The following is an 18,822-nucleotide window of genomic DNA, read 5'->3' on the forward strand; positions in this document are numbered from 1 at the left end:
TCCTGGCATCCGTAGGATGCCGCCGCAGCCGCTTCGCGACGCCCCATGGCGAACATCGACCACGCCCCCAGCCGCACCATGCTCAACCTGCTGCATGTGCTGCCGGCGTTCGCCGATGAGGCTGAACTGAGGCTGAATGCGATCGTCGAGCTCAACTCGATGACGATCAACAAGTACGAGCTGATCACCGAAACCGGGCATCTCAAGCTCGACCGGGTGGGCTACTCCTCGCTCTCCTACCCCTTCGCCTACGGCTGCATCCCCCGCACCTGGGACGAGGACGGCGATCCGCTCGACATCGAGATCGTCGGTGTGACCGAACCGCTGGTGCCCGGCAGCCTCGTGGAGGCCCGCATCATCGGCATCATGACCTTCGATGACGGCGGCGAAGTGGACGACAAGGTGATCGCCGTGCTGGCCGATGACAAGCGCATGGATCACATCACCAGCTACGAGCAGCTGGGCGACCACTGGCTCAAGGAAACCCAGTACTACTGGGAGCACTACAAGGATCTGAAGAAGCCCGGCACCTGCAAGGTCAACGGGTTTCTCAACACCCAGGAGGCGGTGCGGATCATCAAGGAGTGCGAAGCCCGCTACCTCGAGACGATTGACGCCAAACTGGTGAACTGAATCGTTCTGCGCGTTCGTCGATCCTGTCCACAGTGCCGACCCACAGCACAGCCATTCGACCCACAGTCTTGATCCACTGCCTTTCGATCCACAGCATGCGCTCCAACCACTCCCGTCTGCTGCAGGCCCCGGCCGCCGCACTCGCTGCAGGCCTGCTCACCGGTCTGGCCGGCTTCGGTGCCGCCGCGTCGTCGCCGGCTCTGGCCAGTGGCAGCGGCATCCTCACCCCCACCGCCCCGATCCCCAGCGCTCCGGCGACCACCCCGCCGGCCACCTCCGCTCCGGCACCCGCTCCTCCGGCGGTCGGCAGTCCGGCCGCGGTGCTCCAGGCCGACCCCGCCCCCGCGGCTGAGACACCGTCCACTCCAGCGGCTCCGGCGGCTCCCCAGGCGGCTCCCGTGACCAACTCCAGGATCCTGCTGGCCCTGGGCAAGCGCGAGATCCGTCTGGAGCGGGATGGCAAGGTCTACGGGCCCTGGCCGGTGGCGATCGGTGATCCCGCGACACCCACACCTGTGGGCACCTTCAGCGTGATCAACAAGGTCACCAACCCCCAGTACGTGAGCACCAAGTCCGGGCAGAAGAAGGGCGTGATCGGCCCGAATGGCCCGCTTGGCGACCGCTGGATCGGCTTCAAGACCAAGGGAGCCAATCAGTTCGGCATCCACGGCACCCCCAACGCCTGGTCCTGGACCGTGAGTTCCCGCTCAGCCGTCACCAACGGCTGCGTGCGCATGTTCCACGACCATGTGCGCAAGCTGTTCGAAATGGTGGAGGTGGGAACGCCCGTGGTCGTGGTGAAGTGAGCTGAGCTCAGCTCCGCAGCTGGCGGGCGAGGGCCCTGGCCATGCCATCCCGGCTGGCCAGGCCCAGCAATGCCGTCGTCGGCAGACCGCTGTTGGGCAGCCCGGCCGGTAACTGGGCGGGACCAGGCCCGCCGACATGGAAGATCGGCACCTGGCGCAGGCCATTGGGCACCAGCTGGTCCTCGAGCTGGGCCAGGTTCGCCTGATCGGGCAGCCAGAGCAGGTCGGAGCGGCGGCACGCCTCCAGCGGCAATCCGTCCTCCCCGTGACCGGCACTGATCGCCCGCTGCAGGTCGATCAGCGTCACCACCCCGATCACCCAGCCGTCGCGCTCCACCACCAGGCAGTGGCCGTGGGCTTCGATCAACTGCCCCAGGGCCTCCCTGGCCGGGGTGGCGGCCTTGAGCACCAGCGGTGCCTCCGCTTCCAGGGCCTCCAGCACGGTCAGCGAGGCGAGCTCCTGACGCCGTTCCTCCTCGGCCGGATCCGGACCCAGCAGCCCGGGATCCGCCAGCCCCTGCCAGCGCTCCACCAGCACGGCGCTCAGGCCGGTGGCGGCCATCAGCGGCAGCACGATGCGGATGTCGTGGGTGAGCTCGAAGAGCAACAGCAGCGCCGTCAGCGGCGCCCGGGCACTGCCCGCCAGCACGGCCGCCATGCCCACCATGGCGTAGGCCGGTGGTTCCGCCACCGGCAGGCCGAAGCCGCCGTCCCCCAGCAGCTGTCCGTAAAGGTTGCCCAGCACGGCACCCAGGAACAGGGCCGGCGCGAAGCCCCCGCCCACGAACCCGGTGGCATTGCTCAGGCCCGTGGCCAGCAGCTTCACCACCAGCAGGGCCGCCAGGGTGGTGAGCGCCACCCCCCCCTCACTGCCGAGCAGGGCCTCGATCGTGTCGTAGCCGACCCCCAGGACCTGAGGAAAGCCCAGGGCCAGCACGCCCACGGCGAGGCCGCCGAGGCCATTGACCAGCCACAGGGGCAGACGGGCGAACCACTGCTGCACAGGTTCGCTGCGCCCGGCCGAAAGCAGGCTCACCAGCACCCAGGACATCAGGCTGGCCACCAGCCCCAGGCCCAGGTAGAGCGGCAGTTCCAGCGGTGAGCGGACCTCATAGACCGGCAGACGGAAGATCGGTTCATCGCCGAGGCACAGCTGGGTCACCAGCGAGGACGCCACCGCCGCCACCAGCACCGCCCGCAGGCTCGGCCGTCCGGGGATCGCGCTGTAGGCCCCTTCGAAGGCGAAGAACACACCGGCGATCGGCGCCTTGAAGCCCGCGGCCAGGCCAGCCGCCACGCCCGCCGCCACCAGGGCCTTCTGGGATTCGGGCGGCAGCCGTCCCCGCAGTCCCACCCACAGGCCCAGGTTGCCGCCGCTCTCCACGCTCGGCCCCTCGGGTCCGAGCGAAGCGCCGCTGCCCAGACTCAGGGAAGCCGCCACCAGGCGCAGCGCCGGCAGACGCGGCAGGGCCGGCGCAGCCCCGTCGGCCATGGCCATCAGGCTGGGCAGGCTGGGGCCCAGGTCACGGCCCAGCTGACGCAGCAGTCCCACCGCCACGCCACCCAGCAGAGGAGCGATGACCACGGGCCAGGAGGCCAGCCAGCCGGCCGGTCCGATCGGCGGAAGGGGCGTGGGCTCCGGCAGGGGCGCCGGTGGAGGCGGCAGAAAGCCGATCCCTCCCAGGCCGATCTGCAGCAGGGCCTTCAGGGGTGTGCCGGACTCAGGATCCGGGGCGTTGAACACCTCCACCGTGGCCGGATCCAGCTGATGCGGACTCACCAGATCGAGCACCCACTCCACCAGGGTGCCGAACAGGAAATTGTTGATGAAACCCAGCAGGTAATGGAAGCCCACCACGGCCAGACCGGTGAGCAGGCCCACCAGCGCAGCCCAGGCCAGCAGGCTCCACTGAAAGGGGAGCCCGCGGGTGTCACCCTCCAGAGGTGCGGCGGACCCTGCCTCAGGCTTCGGGCCTGACCTCTGCAAAGATCTCCTCCAGAATCTCGCCGGCACCCTGGCTGCGCAGCAGCTGGGCGAGGCTGTTGCCGATCGCTTCGGGATCCTGCTGAGGGCCCCGGGCCTCATCCCGGATCAGACGCAGGCCATCGAGGCTGGCCACCATCCCGGTGAGGACCAGCTCCTCCCCCTCGAAGCGGCTGTTCACGCCGATCGGCACCTGGCAGCCGCCCTCGAGCTGGCGCAGGAAGGCCCTCTCCGCCAGACAGCGGCGGGCCGTGGGGAGGTGCTCCAGCACCTTGATCTGCTCCAGGACCGCGCTGTCACCCTGGCGGCACTCGATGCCCAGGGCCCCCTGGCCCACCGCATGCAGGGAAATCGAGGGATCGATCAGGGCGTCGATGCGCTGGCCCAGACCCAGCCGCCCCAGGCCGGCGGCCGCCAGGATCAGGCAGTCGTACTCGCCGGAATCGAGCTTCTCGAGGCGGGTGATCACGTTGCCGCGCACGTCCTTGAACTGGAAGTGGGGGAAGTGGTGGCGCAGCTGGGCCAGGCGCCGCAGCGAGCTGGTGCCCACCACGCTGCCTTCCGGGAGGGTGTCGAGGCTGCAGCCCCGGTGACGATCATGCAGCACCAGCGCATCGGCGGGGTCCTCGCGCTCGGTGATGCAGCCGAGCATCAGCCCATCGGGAAGGTTGGTGGGCAGATCCTTGAGGCTGTGGACGGCGATGTCGGCCCGGTCCACCAGCATCTGGGCCTCCAGCTCCTTGGTGAACAGGCCCTTGTCACCGATCTTGGCCAGAGCCACATCGAGGATCTTGTCGCCCTGGGTGGCCATCGCCTCGATGCTGATCTCCAGGCCCGGATGGGCCCTGCTCAGCTCATCGCGCACCCAGTGGGTCTGCACCATCGCCAGCTGGCTGCGGCGGGAGGCGATGCGCAGAGTGGTGCCAGCCATCAATCGATTCCTCAGCCCGGCCGCGTGGCCGTTGAACAGCGGTCAAGCCTAAGGACTGGCCGGCCTGTCCCAGTCCAGGACAGGCTGCACCGTGATCAGCCGAAAAAGTCGAGCGGCAGGGGTCCCCAGGTGCCGGTGGCCTCCGGATGGCTGTCGCTCTGCCCGCCGATCAGCAGCCCCTCGCCAAGGCCGCTCTCCGCCCGCAGCAGATAGCGGCCGGTGCGCTGATTCCCCTTCAGGAACACCGGCCCCTCCACCAACGCCTCGCTGTCGGCCTGCAGGGGGCTCCAGCCAAGGGCGGTCTCGCAGGAACGCAGGGCGGCCACGGCGGCCTGGGCTGAAGGCGCCATCACGCCGATGGTGAACCAGTCACAGGCCGCCAGACGGACCTTCAGCTCCCGGGCCAGGGCCTGGCGCTGGTCCGCATCGAGGCTGGGGGCGCTGCGCTGACCCAGCAGGCTGGCGAGATCGACCGGCGGCTGATCGGAGCCGTCCCGGCGATCCCCGCCGGCGGAGGGGCTGGGGGCTGCGGTGCTGCTGGTCATGACGGCCTGCTCTGGCTCAGCCACTCTGACGGTCGGCGCAGAAGCGCAGGCTCGTGAGGCAGATGCTCAGCCAGATGAAGCCCACGGCCGCCCCCGCGATGATGTCCGTGAGCCAGTGCACCCGGCAGTAGAGGGTGCTCACCCAGATCAGCCCCACCCAGAGGGCCGAGCCCAGCACCAGCGGACGACGCAGCTGCGGATAGCGCTCGGCCAGGATCGTGCACATCAGGAAATAGAAGACCACCGCGCCGGCGGCATGGCCGCTGGGAAAGCTGCGGCCGATCACCTCCACCAGCCGTCCGAGGGGCCTGGCCCGATCGAACTGGGGTTTCAGCCAGCGATCCACGATCAGCAGGATGCCGCTGGTGCCGATCGCCAGCCAGATCAGCTGGTTCCACGAGCGCTTGATCGTCAGGAAGATCAGGGCCGCCAGCACCAGCATCGCCGTGAAGCGGGTGCCGCTCACCTGGTACACGACCACCAGAACGCGGCCGAGGCTTTCGGGGATGCGCTCCCCAAGCCAGGCCAGCACGGCCTCATCGAAGACCGGCTCCTGCTGACTGAGCACGACCTGCTCGATCAGGATCACCACCAGGGCCGCCAGTCCGCAGAGCAACAGACGCAGCGGGCCGAACAACCGGAACCAGCGGCGGATGGCGGCAGGTGTCGGTGCGGTGAAAATCGGGGATGGGGTTCGGATCAAGTGACCAGCCGATCGGATCGTTGGTGATCTGGAGCACTCATCGTGCCCGACCATCGCTCCCGGGGCCGCGCGGGACACGCCAGAGCTGATGGCCACTCCGGCTCTCCAGCAGCCTCGCCCCCGGCAGGGTGCGGGGCAGATCCCTGAGTCGGTGTTCCTCTCCGAAGATCAGCACACTGTCGGCCGCTGAGCCAGGAGCCGGGGGTTGGCTGAGGGCATCGCGGGCACCCTCGGGGCTGTCGAGGAACACGGCCTGACGGCCGCTGTAGAAGACCACGCTGTAGCGCTTGTAGCCCACCACCCAGAGCGGTTCGCCGGGGGCGGCCAGGGCTCCGGCCCGCTCGGCCAGCTCGCGCACGGGCCGCTGGCGCTGGCTCTCCATCAGGGGCGCCAGGGGAGGCACCACCACAGCCAGCAGGAGCAGCATGGCGGCCAGATCCGGCAGCCACAGGGCCCTGGGCCTGCCGGGGCGCAGCAGCAGGACGACCAGGGCGATGGCGCTGGCCGCCAGGATCAGGGCCAGCGCCACGGGCAACCCGGAGCGGCTCAGGGCCTCGGCGAAGCCGGGATAGGCCGGATCCGTGGCGGCCCAGCGTGGTGCCAGGGCAGCCGCCGGGGCCAGGGCGGCGAACACCAGAGCGTTGACCCAGGCGCTCCAGCGCTGGGGACGGTCCGGTTGGACGGGAGTGAGCCCATCGCTGCCGCCATCGGCCGCAGGGGCGACACTCGCCAGCGGAAACCAGTAGAGGGCCAGCAGCAGGGCCGTGGCCGGCACCAGAGGGAGGATGTAGCCCGCCAGCTTGGTGGCGGCGGCGGAGAAGAACAGCAGCACCACCAGGAACCAGATCAGGCCGAAGAACGCCAACTGGGCCTGGGGAGGCTGACGGCGCCAGGCCTTCAGCTGCCAGAAGCGCAGGCGCACCAGGGCCACGGGCAGATGGAACGACCAGGGCAGCAGCAACAGCAGCACCCAGGGCAGGTAGAAGTGCCAGGGGCCGGCGTGGCGGTAGAGCACCGAGGTGAACCGCTGGATGTTGCTGAACCCGAAGAATCCGCCCAGAAACGCCATGCCATGCGCCTGGGCCGCCAGCACATACCAGGGAAGGACCACCACCAGGAAGATCAGCGCGACCCGCAGCCACGGCAGCCGCCGCATGTAGGCGATCAGCTGGCCCTGGGCGACGAGGAACACCAGCGCCACCAGTCCCGGCAGCACCAGGCCCACGGGTCCCTTGGCCAGCACCGCGATGGCACTGAACAGGGGCATCGCCACGAAGCCCAGGTGGCGGGCCGTGCTGCCGGAAGGCTGGCTGTAGCTGAGGAAGAAACCGAACAGGCTCAGGGCGATGGCGCTGGCCAGGAACATGTCGGTGACGGAACTGCGGCCCCAACCGATCCAGCCGGGGTTGAGGGCCAGCAGGGCCGCCCCGAAGGCGGCCCTCTGCCAGCGTCGGCGCAGACCCTCCTCAGCGCTGGCGCTGACCCAGAGCAGACCGAAACCCGCCAACACCACGGCGCTGGCCGCCAGGGCCACCGGCAGGCGGGCGGCCCACTCGCTCACGCCGAAGAGACGGAAGCTGAGGGCGACCATCCAGTACCCCCAGACGGGGTAGTCGAAGAAGAGCTCGCCATTCCAGACGGGGGTGATCCAGTCCCCCCGCTCGACCATCTGGTGGCCCACCTCCACGAACAGGGCCTCGGTCTTGTCCATCAGCGAGAGGCTGCCCAGGTTCTGAAAGAACGCCAGCCAGCACAGCAGCAGATACCCGAGCCCACTCACGAGCCAGAGCCGGCGCTGATCGCGCTCCAGCCAGTCCATCCATCCCTGAGTGATCACCACACCATCCGGCAAGGAACAGGACACAAGCCTGCACCTTCGCCCGGCGCAGGGCCGCAGCGGAGCGTGGTCTCAGGCGAGCGGGATCAGGTGATGATCACTTGATGTACTCCTTGAGCACACCGTTGCGGTTGGGATGCCGCAACTTGCGCAGGGCCTTGGCCTCGATCTGGCGGATTCTCTCGCGGGTCACATCGAAGATCTGACCGATCTCCTCGAGGGTCTTCATGCGGCCGTCATCGAGGCCGTAACGCAGACGCAGCACATCCCGTTCCCGCGGGCTGAGGGTGGCCAGCACGCCTTCAAGATCCTCCCGCAGCAGATTCTTGGCCACATCCTGCTCAGGATTCTCGATGTCGGCTTCGATGAAGTCGCCCAGGCGGGAATCTTCCTCCTTGCCGATCGGGGTTTCCAGGGAAATGGGCAGCTGAGCTGATTTGGCGATGAAGCGGAGCTTCTCGATCGTCATCTCCATGCTCTCGGCGATCTCCTCCTCGGTGGGCTTGCGGCCGAACTCCTGGGAGAGCACCTTGGTGGTCTTCTTGATGCGGGAGATCGTTTCGTAGAGGTGCACCGGCAGGCGGATCGTGCGGCTCTGGTCGGCGATGGCACGGGTGATCGCCTGACGGATCCACCAGGTGGCGTAGGTGGAGAATTTGTAGCCCTTCTCGTGGTCGAATTTCTCGGCGGCGCGGATCAGACCGAGGCTGCCTTCCTGGATCAGGTCCTGGAAGGAGAGGCCGCGGTTCATGTACTTCTTGGCGATCGACACCACCAGGCGCAGATTCGACTGCACCATCTTTTCCTTGGCCCGGCGGCCCAGCATCAGACGCCGGCGGAACTTCACCGGTGGCATGTCCACCAGCACCGCCCATTCCTTGTTGTCGGGATAGTGGCCGTTGTCCTGCTCGAACTGGGCAGCGATCTCTTCCAGCAGCAGCAGGTCGGCGATCTTGCGCGCCAGCTCGATTTCCTCATCGGGGCGCAGCAGGCGGATGCGTCCGATCTCCTGCAGGTAGACCCGGATCGAATCTTCGGTGTAGACGCCCTTGGGGCCCACCTTGATGCTGGCCAGGGCCTTGGCGTTGACCGCCGTCTTCTTGTCCTTGGCCCCGTCGTCGGCCGCCTCCAGCAGCTGATCGGCCGCCGCGCTGAGATCGGCCGCGTCCGCCTTGGGCTTGGCTGCCGCTTTGGTGCTGGTGGCCTTGGCTTTGCTGGAGGCGGCCTTGGTCGCCGCCTTGGTGGCGCCGGCTTTGGCGGTGCTGCTCTTTAAAGCCGCCTTGGCCGCTGGCTTGCGGGTCCGCGTGACGGTGTTCGCCGCCGCCAGGGCCTCAGCCTCGCTGCCGGCAGCGGCAGGGTCGGCCTTGGGCTTGGGGGCGGCTTTGGCTTTGCTGGTGCCGGCCTTCGGCTTGAGCTTCACCGCCACCTCCTCTCCTGATGGAGCGGCCACCATCAGGATCTGTGGAACGCCTGATTTGGGGCTGGCGGCGGACACTGGGCTCATAGCGGGACTGCGACGGGGTGACGGAATGGTCGGGTGAAAACGAGTGGACCGAAAGGATCAGGCCGGCCATTCAGCCGATCCGACTGGGCGTGATGACACGATCACGACACGAATTGTTGCTTCAACATCCCGATGCAGCCGATGGCCCACCGGAATCAGGAACAGGCACCATCAGGAGCCGGGTGGAAGCTGTGGAAACAAAGACCTGACGACGTGGAACGGCCCGGAGGCCAGGCAGTGCTGTCAGGGGTGTTCGCAGACCGGGAGGCGCGCTGGAGGGGATCTCCAATCGGCCTGCACTTCAGGTCTTCCCACTGGACGGAACTCTGCCTTGTTCCGACAGCAGCCAGTTGAGCTGCTCAACAGACCTATCTTAAGAAACCCCTATGGGGATTGCAAGGCGAATCTCGGCGCCGTTGGAGAACTCCTTGCCCCCGCGCTGGGTTCAGGTCTGGGTGGAGGCCGGTCGTGAGGGGCGGATCTTCACCTATGCCGCACCCTCCCCCCTTGACCTGGCGGCCGGGGATCTGGTGACCCTGCGCCTGAGGGGCCGCCACCAGATCGGTCTGGTGGTCGAGACTCTGGCGGCACCACCTCCCGATCTCGATCCGGCGGTGATCCAGCCCGTGCAGGGCCTTCACCAGGCGGCCGCCGTGGATCCCCACTGGCAGGGGCTGCTGCAGGACGTGGCCCGTCAATGCCACACCAGTCTGTTTCGAACCCTCAAGACAGCACTGCCTCCCGGCTGGCTCGGACATCGTCCGGAGAGAGCCCATGGCCTGCCGCGCACCCAGCTGTGGCTGGAGCTGCTGGAGAGTTCCCTGCCACTCACCAGCCGCCAGCGCGAGCTCACCGAGCGCCTGCGGGCCAGCGCCGGCTCGGCGGCTCCCCAGAGCACGATCACCTCATGGGGGTTCAGCCGCTCCCTGGTGCAGGCCCTCGTGGCCAAGGGCTGGTTGCGCAGCAGCCGGCGGCTGCTGGACAGCGGTGGTTCGGCCGCTCCTGCCGCCGAACCACCCCGCCGCCTGAATCCCGAGCAGGAGCGGGCCCTGGAGCAGATCCTGGGCTCAACCGGCCAGCAGGAGTTCCTGCTCTGGGGAGTGACCGGGGCGGGCAAGACGGAGGTGTACCTCCAGGCGGCGGCGGACTGCCTCGCCTCCGGTCGCAGCGTCCTGATGCTCACTCCGGAGATCGGACTGATTCCGCAGCTGCTTGACCGCTGCCGCGCCCGCTTCTCCGGCCGCCTCGTCGAGTTCCACAGCGGCCTCACGGAACGGGAGCGCATCACCGCCTGGCGCCGCTGTCTGCAGGCCGGGTCCACTGAGCCCCTGATCGCCGTGGGCACCCGCTCGGCGGTGTTCCTCCCCCTGGCGCCCCTGGGCCTGATCGTGCTCGATGAGGAGCACGACAGGTCCTACAAGCAGGACAGTCCGATGCCCTGTTATCACGCCAGGGACGTGGCCCGCCTGCGCTGCCGCGCCTCCGGAGCCCGGCTGCTGCTGGGGAGCGCCACCCCCTCCCTGGAAACCTGGCTGGCCTGCCGGCGGCCGCTGCAGCCCATCACCCTGCTGCGCCTCAGCCGGCGCATCAGTGGTCAGGACGCCGCGCCGGTGCGGGTGGTGGATCTGCGTCAGGAGCTGGCGGAAGGCCACCGCCGCCTGATCAGCCGGGCCCTGATGCAGCGGATGGAGGGGCTGCAGGACCGGGGAGAGCAGGCCGTGGTGCTGGTGCCCCGCCGCGGCTACAGCAGTTTCCTGAGCTGCCGCAGCTGTGGCGAGGTGGTCCAGTGCCCCCACTGCGACGTGTCCCTCACGGTCCACCGCCTGCGTGACGGCAGCCAGACCCTGCGCTGCCACTGGTGCGGCCACCGCCAGCCCCTCACCGACCGCTGCGGATCCTGCGGCTCCACCGCCTTCAAGCCCTTCGGTGCCGGCACCCAGCGGGTGATGGAGCAACTGGAGCAGGAACTCACGGGCCTGCGCCTGCTGCGCTTCGACCGGGACAGCACCAGGGGCCGGGATGGGCACAGGCGCCTGCTGGCGCGTTTCGCGGCCGGGGAGGCGGATGTGCTGGTGGGCACCCAGATGCTGGCGAAGGGCATGGATCTGCCGCGGGTCACCCTGGCGGCGGTGCTGGCAGCCGATGGCCTCCTGCACCGGCCGGATCTGCGGGCCTCGGAGCATTGTCTGCAGCTGCTGCTGCAGCTGGCCGGCCGGGCCGGACGAGGGGAGCGCCCCGGGGAGGTGATCGTGCAGACCTACCTGCCGGATCACCCGGTGATCCAGCACCTGATCGATGGCCGCTACGACGCCTTTCTCGACGAGGAGCTGCACCTGCGCCGCCAGGCGGGCCTGGTGCCCTTCAGCCGGGCCTGTCTGCTGCGCCTGGCCGGGCCCTCCGGAGCGACCACCGCCACAGCCGCCGCCGCCCTCGCCGAGCAGCTGCGCCCCCGGATCGAGCAGGCCGGCTGGCAGCTGATCGGACCCGCGCCCGCCGCCGTGGCGCGGGTGGCCGGCCGCTACCGCTGGCAGCTCCTGCTCCACGGTCCCGCCGATGCCGGGCTGCCCCTGCCCCCCGAAGCCGACCTGCGCGCCGGCCTGGCCCGCAGCGTGAGTCTCTCGATCGATCCTGACCCGATCGAACTCTGAGGCGAGCCTAGGGAGAGGGCAACTCGGGCCAGCCGTAGCCCGCCTGCCGCCGCAACCGCTGCAGCACCAGGCTGAGCACCAGCAACAGAGCGATCAGCAGGCTGCCCAGTCCGAGGCGGCTCCAGCGCCAGCTGCGCAGCTCCAGCCGGTTGATCGCCCCCAGCTGCAGAGGCCAGCTCAGGCCCTCCGGCCTGGGCTCCACCGCCAGCGGCCGGGCCGTGCGCACGGCCCCGGGTCCCAGCGACCTCAGCTTCACCTGGAAGCTCAGACCCGGCAGGGGCTGCACCCGCCGCAGGTCGAGTTCGAAGCTGATCTGCTGACGAACCCCCAGCAGCCAGTTCCGTTCCTGAAGGCTCAGCACCGGCGCCGGCAGGGCCTGCCCCGTGAGCTCGCCGGCATCGAGGGCCAGGCGCCTGAGCAGGGCAGCCGCCTCCACCGGGGACACCACGCCGCTGCTGAGGCTGAGGCGGCCCCGATCCTGGTCGACGGACAGTCTGTAGCGGCTGAGTTCCGCATCGTCGGCGAGCGCGCCGGCGAACTGACGCTGCCAGGGCATCCAGCTACCGCTGACACTGGTGAGGCTCTGGCTCAGCTCGACGCGGCCGGGCGCCGGCAGGCTGAGCTCGGTTTCGACGCGCAGACAGCCCCCCAGCAGCCCCATGAGCAGCAGCAGCACAGCGCCCACCACGAGTGCGAAGCCCAGGGGGGCCCGGGTGGGACCCACCGGCGGCGGTGGCGGAGCCTCCGCTCTGGTGCGTCCTGGGCGGGCCTGTCCCTGGGTCAGCACCCGTTCCTGCAGCGACTCCACCCCGCCGATCTGCGGCAGGGTGATCGACCAGTTCTCGGGCCGCTGGAGGCTGGGGGCCTCCAGAATCAGGCTGAGGTCGCGGGCCTGACGGCGCAGATCGGGATCGGCGCAGGCCTTGAGGCCGCGCACACAGCTGGCCGCCCGCTCCGACTCACCCTGGCCGATCAGGGCCGTGGCCATCAGCATCCGGGCCCGGCCCCCGAGGGGCACCGTGACGCCATGGGACGCCACGATCGGCTCCAGCAGGCGCAGACAGCGGCCATACTCCCCGCGCTCGATCGCCGCCCGTGCCGGCGCCAGCGGATCCTCAGCCACGCCGCTGGACACCCGCCCGGCTGGCGGCACGGCTGCTGCCGACCACCATCGTGCCGACCCCGGCATCGGTGAACACCTCCAGCAGCAGGGCATGGGGCACGCGGCCATCGAGGATATGGGCCGCACCGACCCCCTGGGCCAGCGCCCGGATGCAGCATTCGGTCTTCGGAGTCATCCCCGCGTTGACGACGCCGGTGCGGATCAGCTCGCGGGCCTCGGGCAGGGTGATCTGGCGCAGGAGGCTGGAGGGATCCTCACGGTTCTGCAGGATGCCCGGGGTGTCGGTGAGCAGGATCAGCTTCTCGGCCTGAAGGGCGGCGGCCAGCTCCCCCGCCACCGTGTCGGCATTGATGTTGTGGGCCTGACCGCTGGGATCGGCCGCCACACTGGAGATCACCGGGATGTAGCCGCTCTGGAGCAGAGGAGCGAGCACAGCGGGGTTGACCGCCGCCACCTCTCCCACCAGCCCGTGGGAGCCCCCCCCCCAGGTGCGGGCCTCCACCAGGGCCCCATCGCTGCCTGAAAGGCCCACGGCCCGGCCGCCCACGCGGTTGAGACCGTTGACGATCTGCTTGTTGACCCGGCCCACCAGCACCATCTCCACCACATCCATGGTGTCGAGGTCGGTGACCCGCAGGCCGTCACGGAATTCCGCCGGGATCTTCAGCTTCTTGAGCCACTGGTTGATCTCCGGTCCGCCGCCGTGAACCACCACCGGCTGCACCCCCACGCACGCCAGCAGGGCCAGGTCACGGAAGACCGCATCACGCAGGTCTTCGCGCACCATCGCCGCGCCGCCGTACTTCACCACCACGCGGCGGCCGGCGAAGCGCTGGATGTAGGGAAGCGCCTCACTGAGGACGGACACCCGCAGGGTGTCCTCTGCGCTGATGACGGGGTCCTGGCTCAAGAGGGGGAGGGGAGAGGGTGGGCAGAGGGTCCGGTCGCATCGGCGCCGGGCAGCAGGCTCAGCTCCAGCTCCCCGGGGGAGACCAGACGCAGCTCCGCGTGCAGGTCAGGACCGAAGAAGCGACCCAGTCGCTCTTGCTTGGCCTGCCAGCGCTCCGCTGGCACCCCGTGGCAACGGAAGTGCAGCACCAGGCCGTAGCCGCCCCCAGCAGCACGCTCGGCCACGCTCAGAAGTTCCGGCGGAGCATCGTCGTTCCAGAGCTTGAGGGCTTCGAGGGAGCTCTCCAGATGGGCCTTCTGGCCGTAACGCCAGCGGGTCACGTCCTTGAGAAGCTTGCGCAGGGGTTCGCTCTCGGGGCGCTCGCGCAGCTCACGCAGCTCGGCCGCCGGCGTCAGCCTCTCGGCGGGAGGCAGTTCCGAAGACTTCAGGGCCAGCCCCCCCAGCAGCACCGGAACGCCATAGAACACGCCCGCCAGGCTGATGTTGGGGCTGTCGGTGGCGTAGGCGATCGAGCCGATCACCGTGAGCGCCGCACCGAGGATGGTCAGCAGGCTGCCGGGCGATGAGAGTGCTTGCATGCCGCCATCCTCCTGCAACGCGGTCCAGGATGGCCACCGTTGCCCAGGAGCACCTCCGGCCATGGATCAGCCCAGCCCCGATGCCGATCCCGCTTCGCCTCCATCCGTCCCAAGGATTCCACTCAACGACCCCAGCACCCTGACGCTGCTGGATCAGCTCACCGAAGACCGCCTCTGGCTGCTGCAGCAGATCGATGGCGGCCGCTGGCCCGACCTGAGGCTGGATCTCGCGGCCCTGGAGCGGGAACTCGGTCAGCTGCTCGATCAGGCCCGTCAGCGGCTGGAGCCAGGCTGATCCAGGCCTCAGAAGGGAATCTCGTCGTCGTCGTCGGCGAGATCGGGCACCAGCGGCGAGGTGTTCCAGGTGGGAGGCGCCGGCTGCGCAGGGGCCGGGCGCGGGGCCGGAGCGGCCGGACGGGCTGCCGAAGGCACGGGCCGGGGAATCGTGCGCGCCGGCGCGCCGGCGGCCTGGGGGGCGCTCCCCGGAGCCATGGCCTGGCTCATCGGGGCGGCCGCCGCGGCACCGGCGGGGGCCAGGGGGTGCAGGCGGGCGAGGGTGAATTCAGCACGTTTTTCCTTGAGGCCGTCGGGTCGCGAGACCGTGTTCATGCGCAGGCGGCCCTCGATCATCAGCCGCTGTCCCACCTGCACCCGGTTCTGCAGATCCTGGGCGAGATTGCCCCAGCCCACCACCTTCAGCTGTCCCGCGGGATCATCGGGGCGGAGACCCTCGAGCTCGACGGCCATCTCCGCCACCGGCGTCTGGTTGTCCTGGGTGTAGCGCACCTGGGGTGCCTCCAGCACCACCACTTCCAGCAAACAGTGGTTCACGACCCCTTCGGCGACAGCGGGCCCCATCCTGATGCACGGACCCAACCCCCTGATCGCCCATCGATCTGGCTGCTCAGCGGCACCGGTGAGGGCCCCCTGATCGCCAGACGGCTGCTGGCCGCCGGCTGGAGTGTGCAGGTCTCCCTGGTGAGTTGGGATGCTCTGCGCGCCTATGCCCCCCACCCCCGGCTGCAGAGCCGCCTGGGGGCGCTGGCCGGCCCTGAGGCGATCGCAGCGGAACTGCATGGAGCCTCCCTGGCCCCCTTCCGCTGGGTGATCGATGCCAGCCACCCCTTCGCCTGCCGCATCAGCGCTGATCTGGCGGCGGTCTGCGCCCGCTCCCGCCAGCCCCTGCTGCGCCTCTGGCGCCCGCCGGCCGCCCAGCGTCCGGGATCCCGGCTGGTCCTGCTCGACGGGCTGGAGGATCTCGCCGGCCTGGATCTGGCGGGCGAACGTCTGCTGCTGGCGATCGGCGCCCGCCATCTGGCGAGGGCCGTGGCGTTGGCCGGCGCCAGCGCCTGCTTCGCCCGCATCCTGCCCAGCCCCGGCAGCCTGCGCCTGGCCCTGGCGGCGGGGCTGGGACCCGCAGCCCTCGCCTGCCACAGGCCCGGCACGGGATTGCCGGCGGCCGCTCCGGGCGCGATCGAGCGGGCCCTGCTGGAGCACTGGGGCATCACCGCGGTGCTCTGCCGTCAGTCGGGGGGGCCGACCGAGCAGCTCTGGCAGCGGCACACCGCCGAGCTGGGGCTGACGCTGCTGCTGCTCAGGCGGCCGGATGAACCGCTCAGCGAGGCAGGTCCGTGGCCCCTGGAGGTCTTGCTGGAGCGGGTGGGACTCCCAGATGGTCCGCCACCAGTTGGGGAAGCGAGGCCCGCGGACGGGGGCCCAGCTGGGTGATCACCTGGCCGGCGCAGAGGGACCCCAGTTGACCGCATCGCTCCAGGGAATCTCCCCGGGTGAGGCCGTAGAGGAAACCGGCCGCGTAGAGATCACCGGCTCCGGTTGTGTCGACAAGCGGTCCGAGGACGAAGGGCTCGATCCGGTGGACCTCTCCGTCTCCGAGCACCACGGAACCGAGGGCGCCCCGGGTCAGCACGGCGATGGAGCACCGGCCCCGCACCTGCTCCATTGCCGCCTCGAAACTTTCGCACTGATAGAGCGCGGTGATCTCGGCCTCGTTGGCGAAGAGCACGTCGACATGACCGTCGACCAGCTCCAGGAAGCTCTCCCGGTGGCGCTCGACGCAGAAGGCATCGGAGAGGGAGAGGGCCACCTGGCCGCCGGCGGCGCGCATCACCTCGGCGGCAGCGAGGAAGGCCCGCTTGGCGGCCTCTCCATCCCAGAGGTATCCCTCCAGGTAGAGCATCCCCGCCTGGCGCACCAGATCCAGGTCGAGGTCGGCCGGCTCGAGGTCCACCGAGGCGCCCAGATAGGTGCACATCGTGCGCTGGGCATCGGGGGTGACCAGGATCAGGCAACGGGCGGTCGCCGCCCCCGTGCTGGCGGCCGGGGTCTCGAAGCGGGCTCCCACCGAGCGGATGTCGTGGCTGAAGATGGCCCCCAGCTGGTCATCGCGCACCCGTCCGATGAACCCGGCCCGGGCGCCCAGCTGGGCCAGGCCCGCCAGGGTGTTGGCGGCCGAGCCGCCGGATGTTTCCAGGCCTGGGCCGGCGGCGGCGTAGAGCCTCCGGGCCTCCTCGGCATCCACCAGGGCCATGCCCCCCTTGCTCAGGCCGTGCTCCTCGAGGAAGGCGTCGTCGGCGCTGACCAGCACATCGACGATCGCGTTGCCGATGCCCACCACATCGAGGCTGCGGCCGGCGGCGGGCATCGTCATACGTTCAGAAGGGCCCGTTTGGGGCCGTGGATCGGATCCTCGACCACGATCGTCTGGTCGCGGTGGGCGCCGAGGGAGACGATCGCGATCGGCACCTCCATCAATTCAGCCAGGAAACGCAGGTAGGCCATGGCCGAGGCGGGCAGATCCTCCAGGGTCCGGCACTCGGCCGTGGAGCACTGCCAGCCCGGCAGCGTCTGGTAGATGGGACGGCAGCGGGCGAAGGTCTCGGCGCTGCTGGGGAAATGCTCGATGCGCTCGCCGTCGAGCTCATAGGCCACACCGACCTGGATCTCATCGAGCTCATCGAGCACATCCAGCTTGGTGATGGCCAGACAGTCCAGACCGTTCACCTCCACGGCGTAACGACCGATCACCCCATCGAACCAGCCACAGCGGCGACGACGGCCCGTGGTGGTGCCGAACTCCCCCCCCCGGTCGCAGAGGTGGTCGTTGAGGCTGCCCTGCAGCTCGGTGGGGAACGGTCCCTCGCCCACGCGGGTGGTGTAGGCCTTGGCCACGCCGATGACCCGATCGATCAGCGTCGGGCCCACGCCGGCACCGATGCAGGCGCCGCCGGAGACGGGATTCGAGGACGTGACGTAGGGGTAGGTGCCGTGGTCGAGATCGAGCAGGGTTCCCTGGGCGCCCTCGAAGAGGATGTTCTGGCGGGCGCGGGCCGCCTGGTGGATCGTGCGGGTGCAGTCGACCACGTGGGGGGCCAGACGCTCGCCATAGGCGAGATATTCCTGCAGCACCACCTCGGGATCGAGGGGCTCGAGGCCGTAGATCCGCTCCAGGATCAGATTCTTCTCGGCCAGGGGGCCCATCAGGCGCTCGCGCAGGCGCTCGGGATCGAGCAGATCGATCACCCGGATGCCGTTGCGATCCGACTTGTCGGCGTAGGTGGGTCCGATGCCACGGCCGGTGGTGCCGATGCGCCGGTCACCGCGCCGCTGCTCCATCGCCTGATCGAGCAGGCGGTGGTAGGGCATGGTGACGTGGGCCGTGGAGGCCAGCTTCAGACCCGAAATATCAATGCCGTAGTCCTCGAGCATGTCGAGTTCCTCGAGCATGATGCGCGGATCCACCACCGTGCCCGAGCCGATCAGGCAGATGGTGTCTGCGTAGAGAATTCCGGAGGGAATCAGGTGCAGCTTCAGCACCTTGTCGTCGACCACGATCGTGTGACCGGCATTGACGCCGCCCTGATAACGAACCACCACATCGGCGGATCGGCTCAGCAGATCAGTGATCTTGCCTTTTCCCTCGTCGCCCCACTGTGCACCGATGACGACAACATTGGCCAAGGACACAGCGGCCCGCAGCCGCTTCAAAGCACAAGGGTCAAGAGTCTCAGATGAACAGCCCCTTCGTCAAAGCCCGGTGGTCTGAAGTCAAGCTGGCTCAGCCCAGCTCAGGCGTCGCTCCGGGCCTTGAAGGTCGATCAGGTGCCACGCACCACGGAGGTTTCGGCCTTCTTCAATTCCTTTTCGAGGCGTGCCTTGAGCGCATCGGGAATGGGGCGGTTGGCATAATTGGTGTAGTGCCCCGCCAGCGAGTTCAGCGCGGTCTGCATCGTGGTGAAGGAAGGCAGTCCGTTCACCCGTCCCTTCGGCCTGTAGAGCGCCATGTAGTCGTTGATCAGAACGCGGGCCTCGTTTTCGGCGTCCGGCCGCGCTGGATCATCCTGGCTGAGGGCGATGGTTCCCAGCAGTGATTCAGCCACCGTCATGGTGTCCTCGACGTAGGACCCGCTGAGGCTGTTGCCGACACTGCCGCAGCTGCTCAGCGTGAGGCTGAGGCCCAGGACGATCGCCAGCACGGGAGTGAGCGTGCGGCTCCACCAGGTCCTGGAGAACAACCCGGAGCCCAGGGCCTCCAGGGCTGTGCTGAGGGCAGCCCCTGCGGAACGGGAGAACGACCTCCAGACATCCGTCATCAGCATCTCC

At 69.2% G+C, this 18,822-nt stretch carries 18 protein-coding genes; 5 read left to right on the top strand and 13 right to left on the bottom strand.

Annotated elements, in window-relative coordinates:
• Positions 1-45: 45 nt before the first annotated feature.
• Positions 46-633: an inorganic diphosphatase gene (locus I1E95_RS15240; protein ID WP_197163685.1), complete on the top strand. Its 588-nt coding sequence runs from the start codon at positions 46-48 to the stop codon at positions 631-633.
• Positions 634-728: 95 nt separating this feature from the next.
• Positions 729-1,439, top strand: a complete 711-nt coding sequence (locus tag I1E95_RS17205; protein WP_197163687.1) for a L,D-transpeptidase — start codon at positions 729-731, stop codon at positions 1,437-1,439.
• A gap of 7 nt (positions 1,440-1,446) precedes the next feature.
• Here I1E95_RS17205 and I1E95_RS15250 read toward each other — a convergent pair whose 3' ends face one another.
• The 6 genes from I1E95_RS15250 to rpoD form a co-directional block, all read right to left on the bottom strand.
• On the bottom strand, positions 1,447-3,426 hold the full coding sequence (locus I1E95_RS15250; protein WP_197163689.1) for a chloride channel protein: 1,980 nt from the start codon (positions 3,424-3,426) through the stop codon (positions 1,447-1,449).
• On the bottom strand, positions 3,401-4,354 hold the full coding sequence (gene hemC, locus I1E95_RS15255) for a hydroxymethylbilane synthase (protein WP_197163690.1): 954 nt from the start codon (positions 4,352-4,354) through the stop codon (positions 3,401-3,403). Before hemC ends, I1E95_RS15250 begins: the two co-directional genes overlap by 26 nt.
• A gap of 95 nt (positions 4,355-4,449) precedes the next feature.
• Positions 4,450-4,899, bottom strand: coding sequence for a DUF1824 family protein (locus I1E95_RS15260; protein WP_197163698.1), 450 nt, complete (start codon positions 4,897-4,899; stop codon positions 4,450-4,452).
• Between the two features lie 16 nt (positions 4,900-4,915).
• A complete protein-coding gene (locus I1E95_RS15265; protein WP_197163700.1) occupies positions 4,916-5,602 on the bottom strand; it encodes a phosphatase PAP2 family protein in 687 nt (228 codons plus the stop codon).
• 37 nt (positions 5,603-5,639) lie between these two features.
• Complete coding sequence (locus I1E95_RS15270) at positions 5,640-7,421, bottom strand: glycosyltransferase family 39 protein (protein ID WP_197163702.1); 1,782 nt, start codon at positions 7,419-7,421, stop codon at positions 5,640-5,642.
• Positions 7,422-7,536: 115 nt separating this feature from the next.
• Positions 7,537-8,943, bottom strand: a complete 1,407-nt coding sequence (rpoD, locus tag I1E95_RS15275) for an RNA polymerase sigma factor RpoD (protein WP_197163704.1) — start codon at positions 8,941-8,943, stop codon at positions 7,537-7,539.
• Between the two features lie 386 nt (positions 8,944-9,329).
• On the opposite strand from rpoD, the gene priA reads away from it, so the two are divergent.
• Positions 9,330-11,591 carry a primosomal protein N' gene (priA, locus tag I1E95_RS15280; protein WP_197163706.1) on the top strand — a complete coding sequence of 754 codons (2,262 nt, stop codon included), beginning with the start codon at positions 9,330-9,332 and terminating at the stop codon, positions 11,589-11,591.
• Positions 11,592-11,598: 7 nt separating this feature from the next.
• Here the strand turns inward: priA and I1E95_RS15285 are convergent, their stop codons facing one another.
• Genes I1E95_RS15285 through I1E95_RS15295 form a run of 3 tightly spaced genes read right to left on the bottom strand, consistent with a single transcriptional unit; the run spans position 11,599 to position 14,202 of the window.
• Positions 11,599-12,744 carry a DUF3153 domain-containing protein gene (locus I1E95_RS15285; protein WP_231594684.1) on the bottom strand — a complete coding sequence of 382 codons (1,146 nt, stop codon included), beginning with the start codon at positions 12,742-12,744 and terminating at the stop codon, positions 11,599-11,601.
• Positions 12,707-13,624, bottom strand: a complete 918-nt coding sequence (gene argB, locus I1E95_RS15290; RefSeq protein WP_197163710.1) for an acetylglutamate kinase — start codon at positions 13,622-13,624, stop codon at positions 12,707-12,709. The genes I1E95_RS15285 and argB overlap by 38 nt, the downstream gene beginning before the upstream one ends.
• The gene (locus I1E95_RS15295) at positions 13,621-14,202 is read right to left on the bottom strand and encodes a DUF2854 domain-containing protein (protein WP_197163712.1); all 582 of its coding nucleotides are present in this window, start codon (positions 14,200-14,202) and stop codon (positions 13,621-13,623) included. Before I1E95_RS15295 ends, argB begins: the two co-directional genes overlap by 4 nt.
• Positions 14,203-14,263: 61 nt before the next feature.
• Between I1E95_RS15295 and I1E95_RS15300 the strand changes: the two genes are divergently transcribed.
• On the top strand, positions 14,264-14,497 hold the full coding sequence (locus tag I1E95_RS15300) for a hypothetical protein (protein WP_231594685.1): 234 nt from the start codon (positions 14,264-14,266) through the stop codon (positions 14,495-14,497).
• A gap of 8 nt (positions 14,498-14,505) precedes the next feature.
• On the opposite strand, the gene I1E95_RS15305 is transcribed toward I1E95_RS15300, so the two are convergent.
• A complete protein-coding gene (locus I1E95_RS15305; RefSeq protein WP_197163714.1) occupies positions 14,506-15,033 on the bottom strand; it encodes a single-stranded DNA-binding protein in 528 nt (175 codons plus the stop codon).
• Here I1E95_RS15305 and I1E95_RS15310 point away from each other — a divergent pair.
• Positions 15,025-15,930, top strand: a complete 906-nt coding sequence (locus I1E95_RS15310; protein WP_197163716.1) for a precorrin-6A/cobalt-precorrin-6A reductase — start codon at positions 15,025-15,027, stop codon at positions 15,928-15,930. The two genes, I1E95_RS15305 and I1E95_RS15310, sit on opposite strands and share 9 nt — an antisense overlap.
• Here I1E95_RS15310 and I1E95_RS15315 read toward each other — a convergent pair.
• From I1E95_RS15315 to psb27, 3 genes are all read right to left on the bottom strand, one after another.
• Complete coding sequence (locus I1E95_RS15315) at positions 15,818-16,870, bottom strand: adenosine kinase (protein ID WP_197163718.1); 1,053 nt, start codon at positions 16,868-16,870, stop codon at positions 15,818-15,820. The genes I1E95_RS15310 and I1E95_RS15315 overlap by 113 nt on opposite strands.
• A complete protein-coding gene (locus I1E95_RS15320; protein ID WP_197167564.1) occupies positions 16,867-18,186 on the bottom strand; it encodes an adenylosuccinate synthase in 1,320 nt (439 codons plus the stop codon). The genes I1E95_RS15315 and I1E95_RS15320 overlap by 4 nt, the downstream gene beginning before the upstream one ends.
• 131 nt (positions 18,187-18,317) lie before the next feature.
• Positions 18,318-18,812, bottom strand: coding sequence for a photosystem II protein Psb27 (gene psb27 / locus I1E95_RS15325; RefSeq protein WP_197163732.1), 495 nt, complete (start codon positions 18,810-18,812; stop codon positions 18,318-18,320).
• Between the last annotated feature and the right edge of the window lie 10 nt (positions 18,813-18,822).

This window comes from Synechococcus sp. CBW1107 (assembly GCF_015841355.1).
GTDB lineage: Bacteria > Cyanobacteriota > Cyanobacteriia > PCC-6307 > Cyanobiaceae > Regnicoccus_A.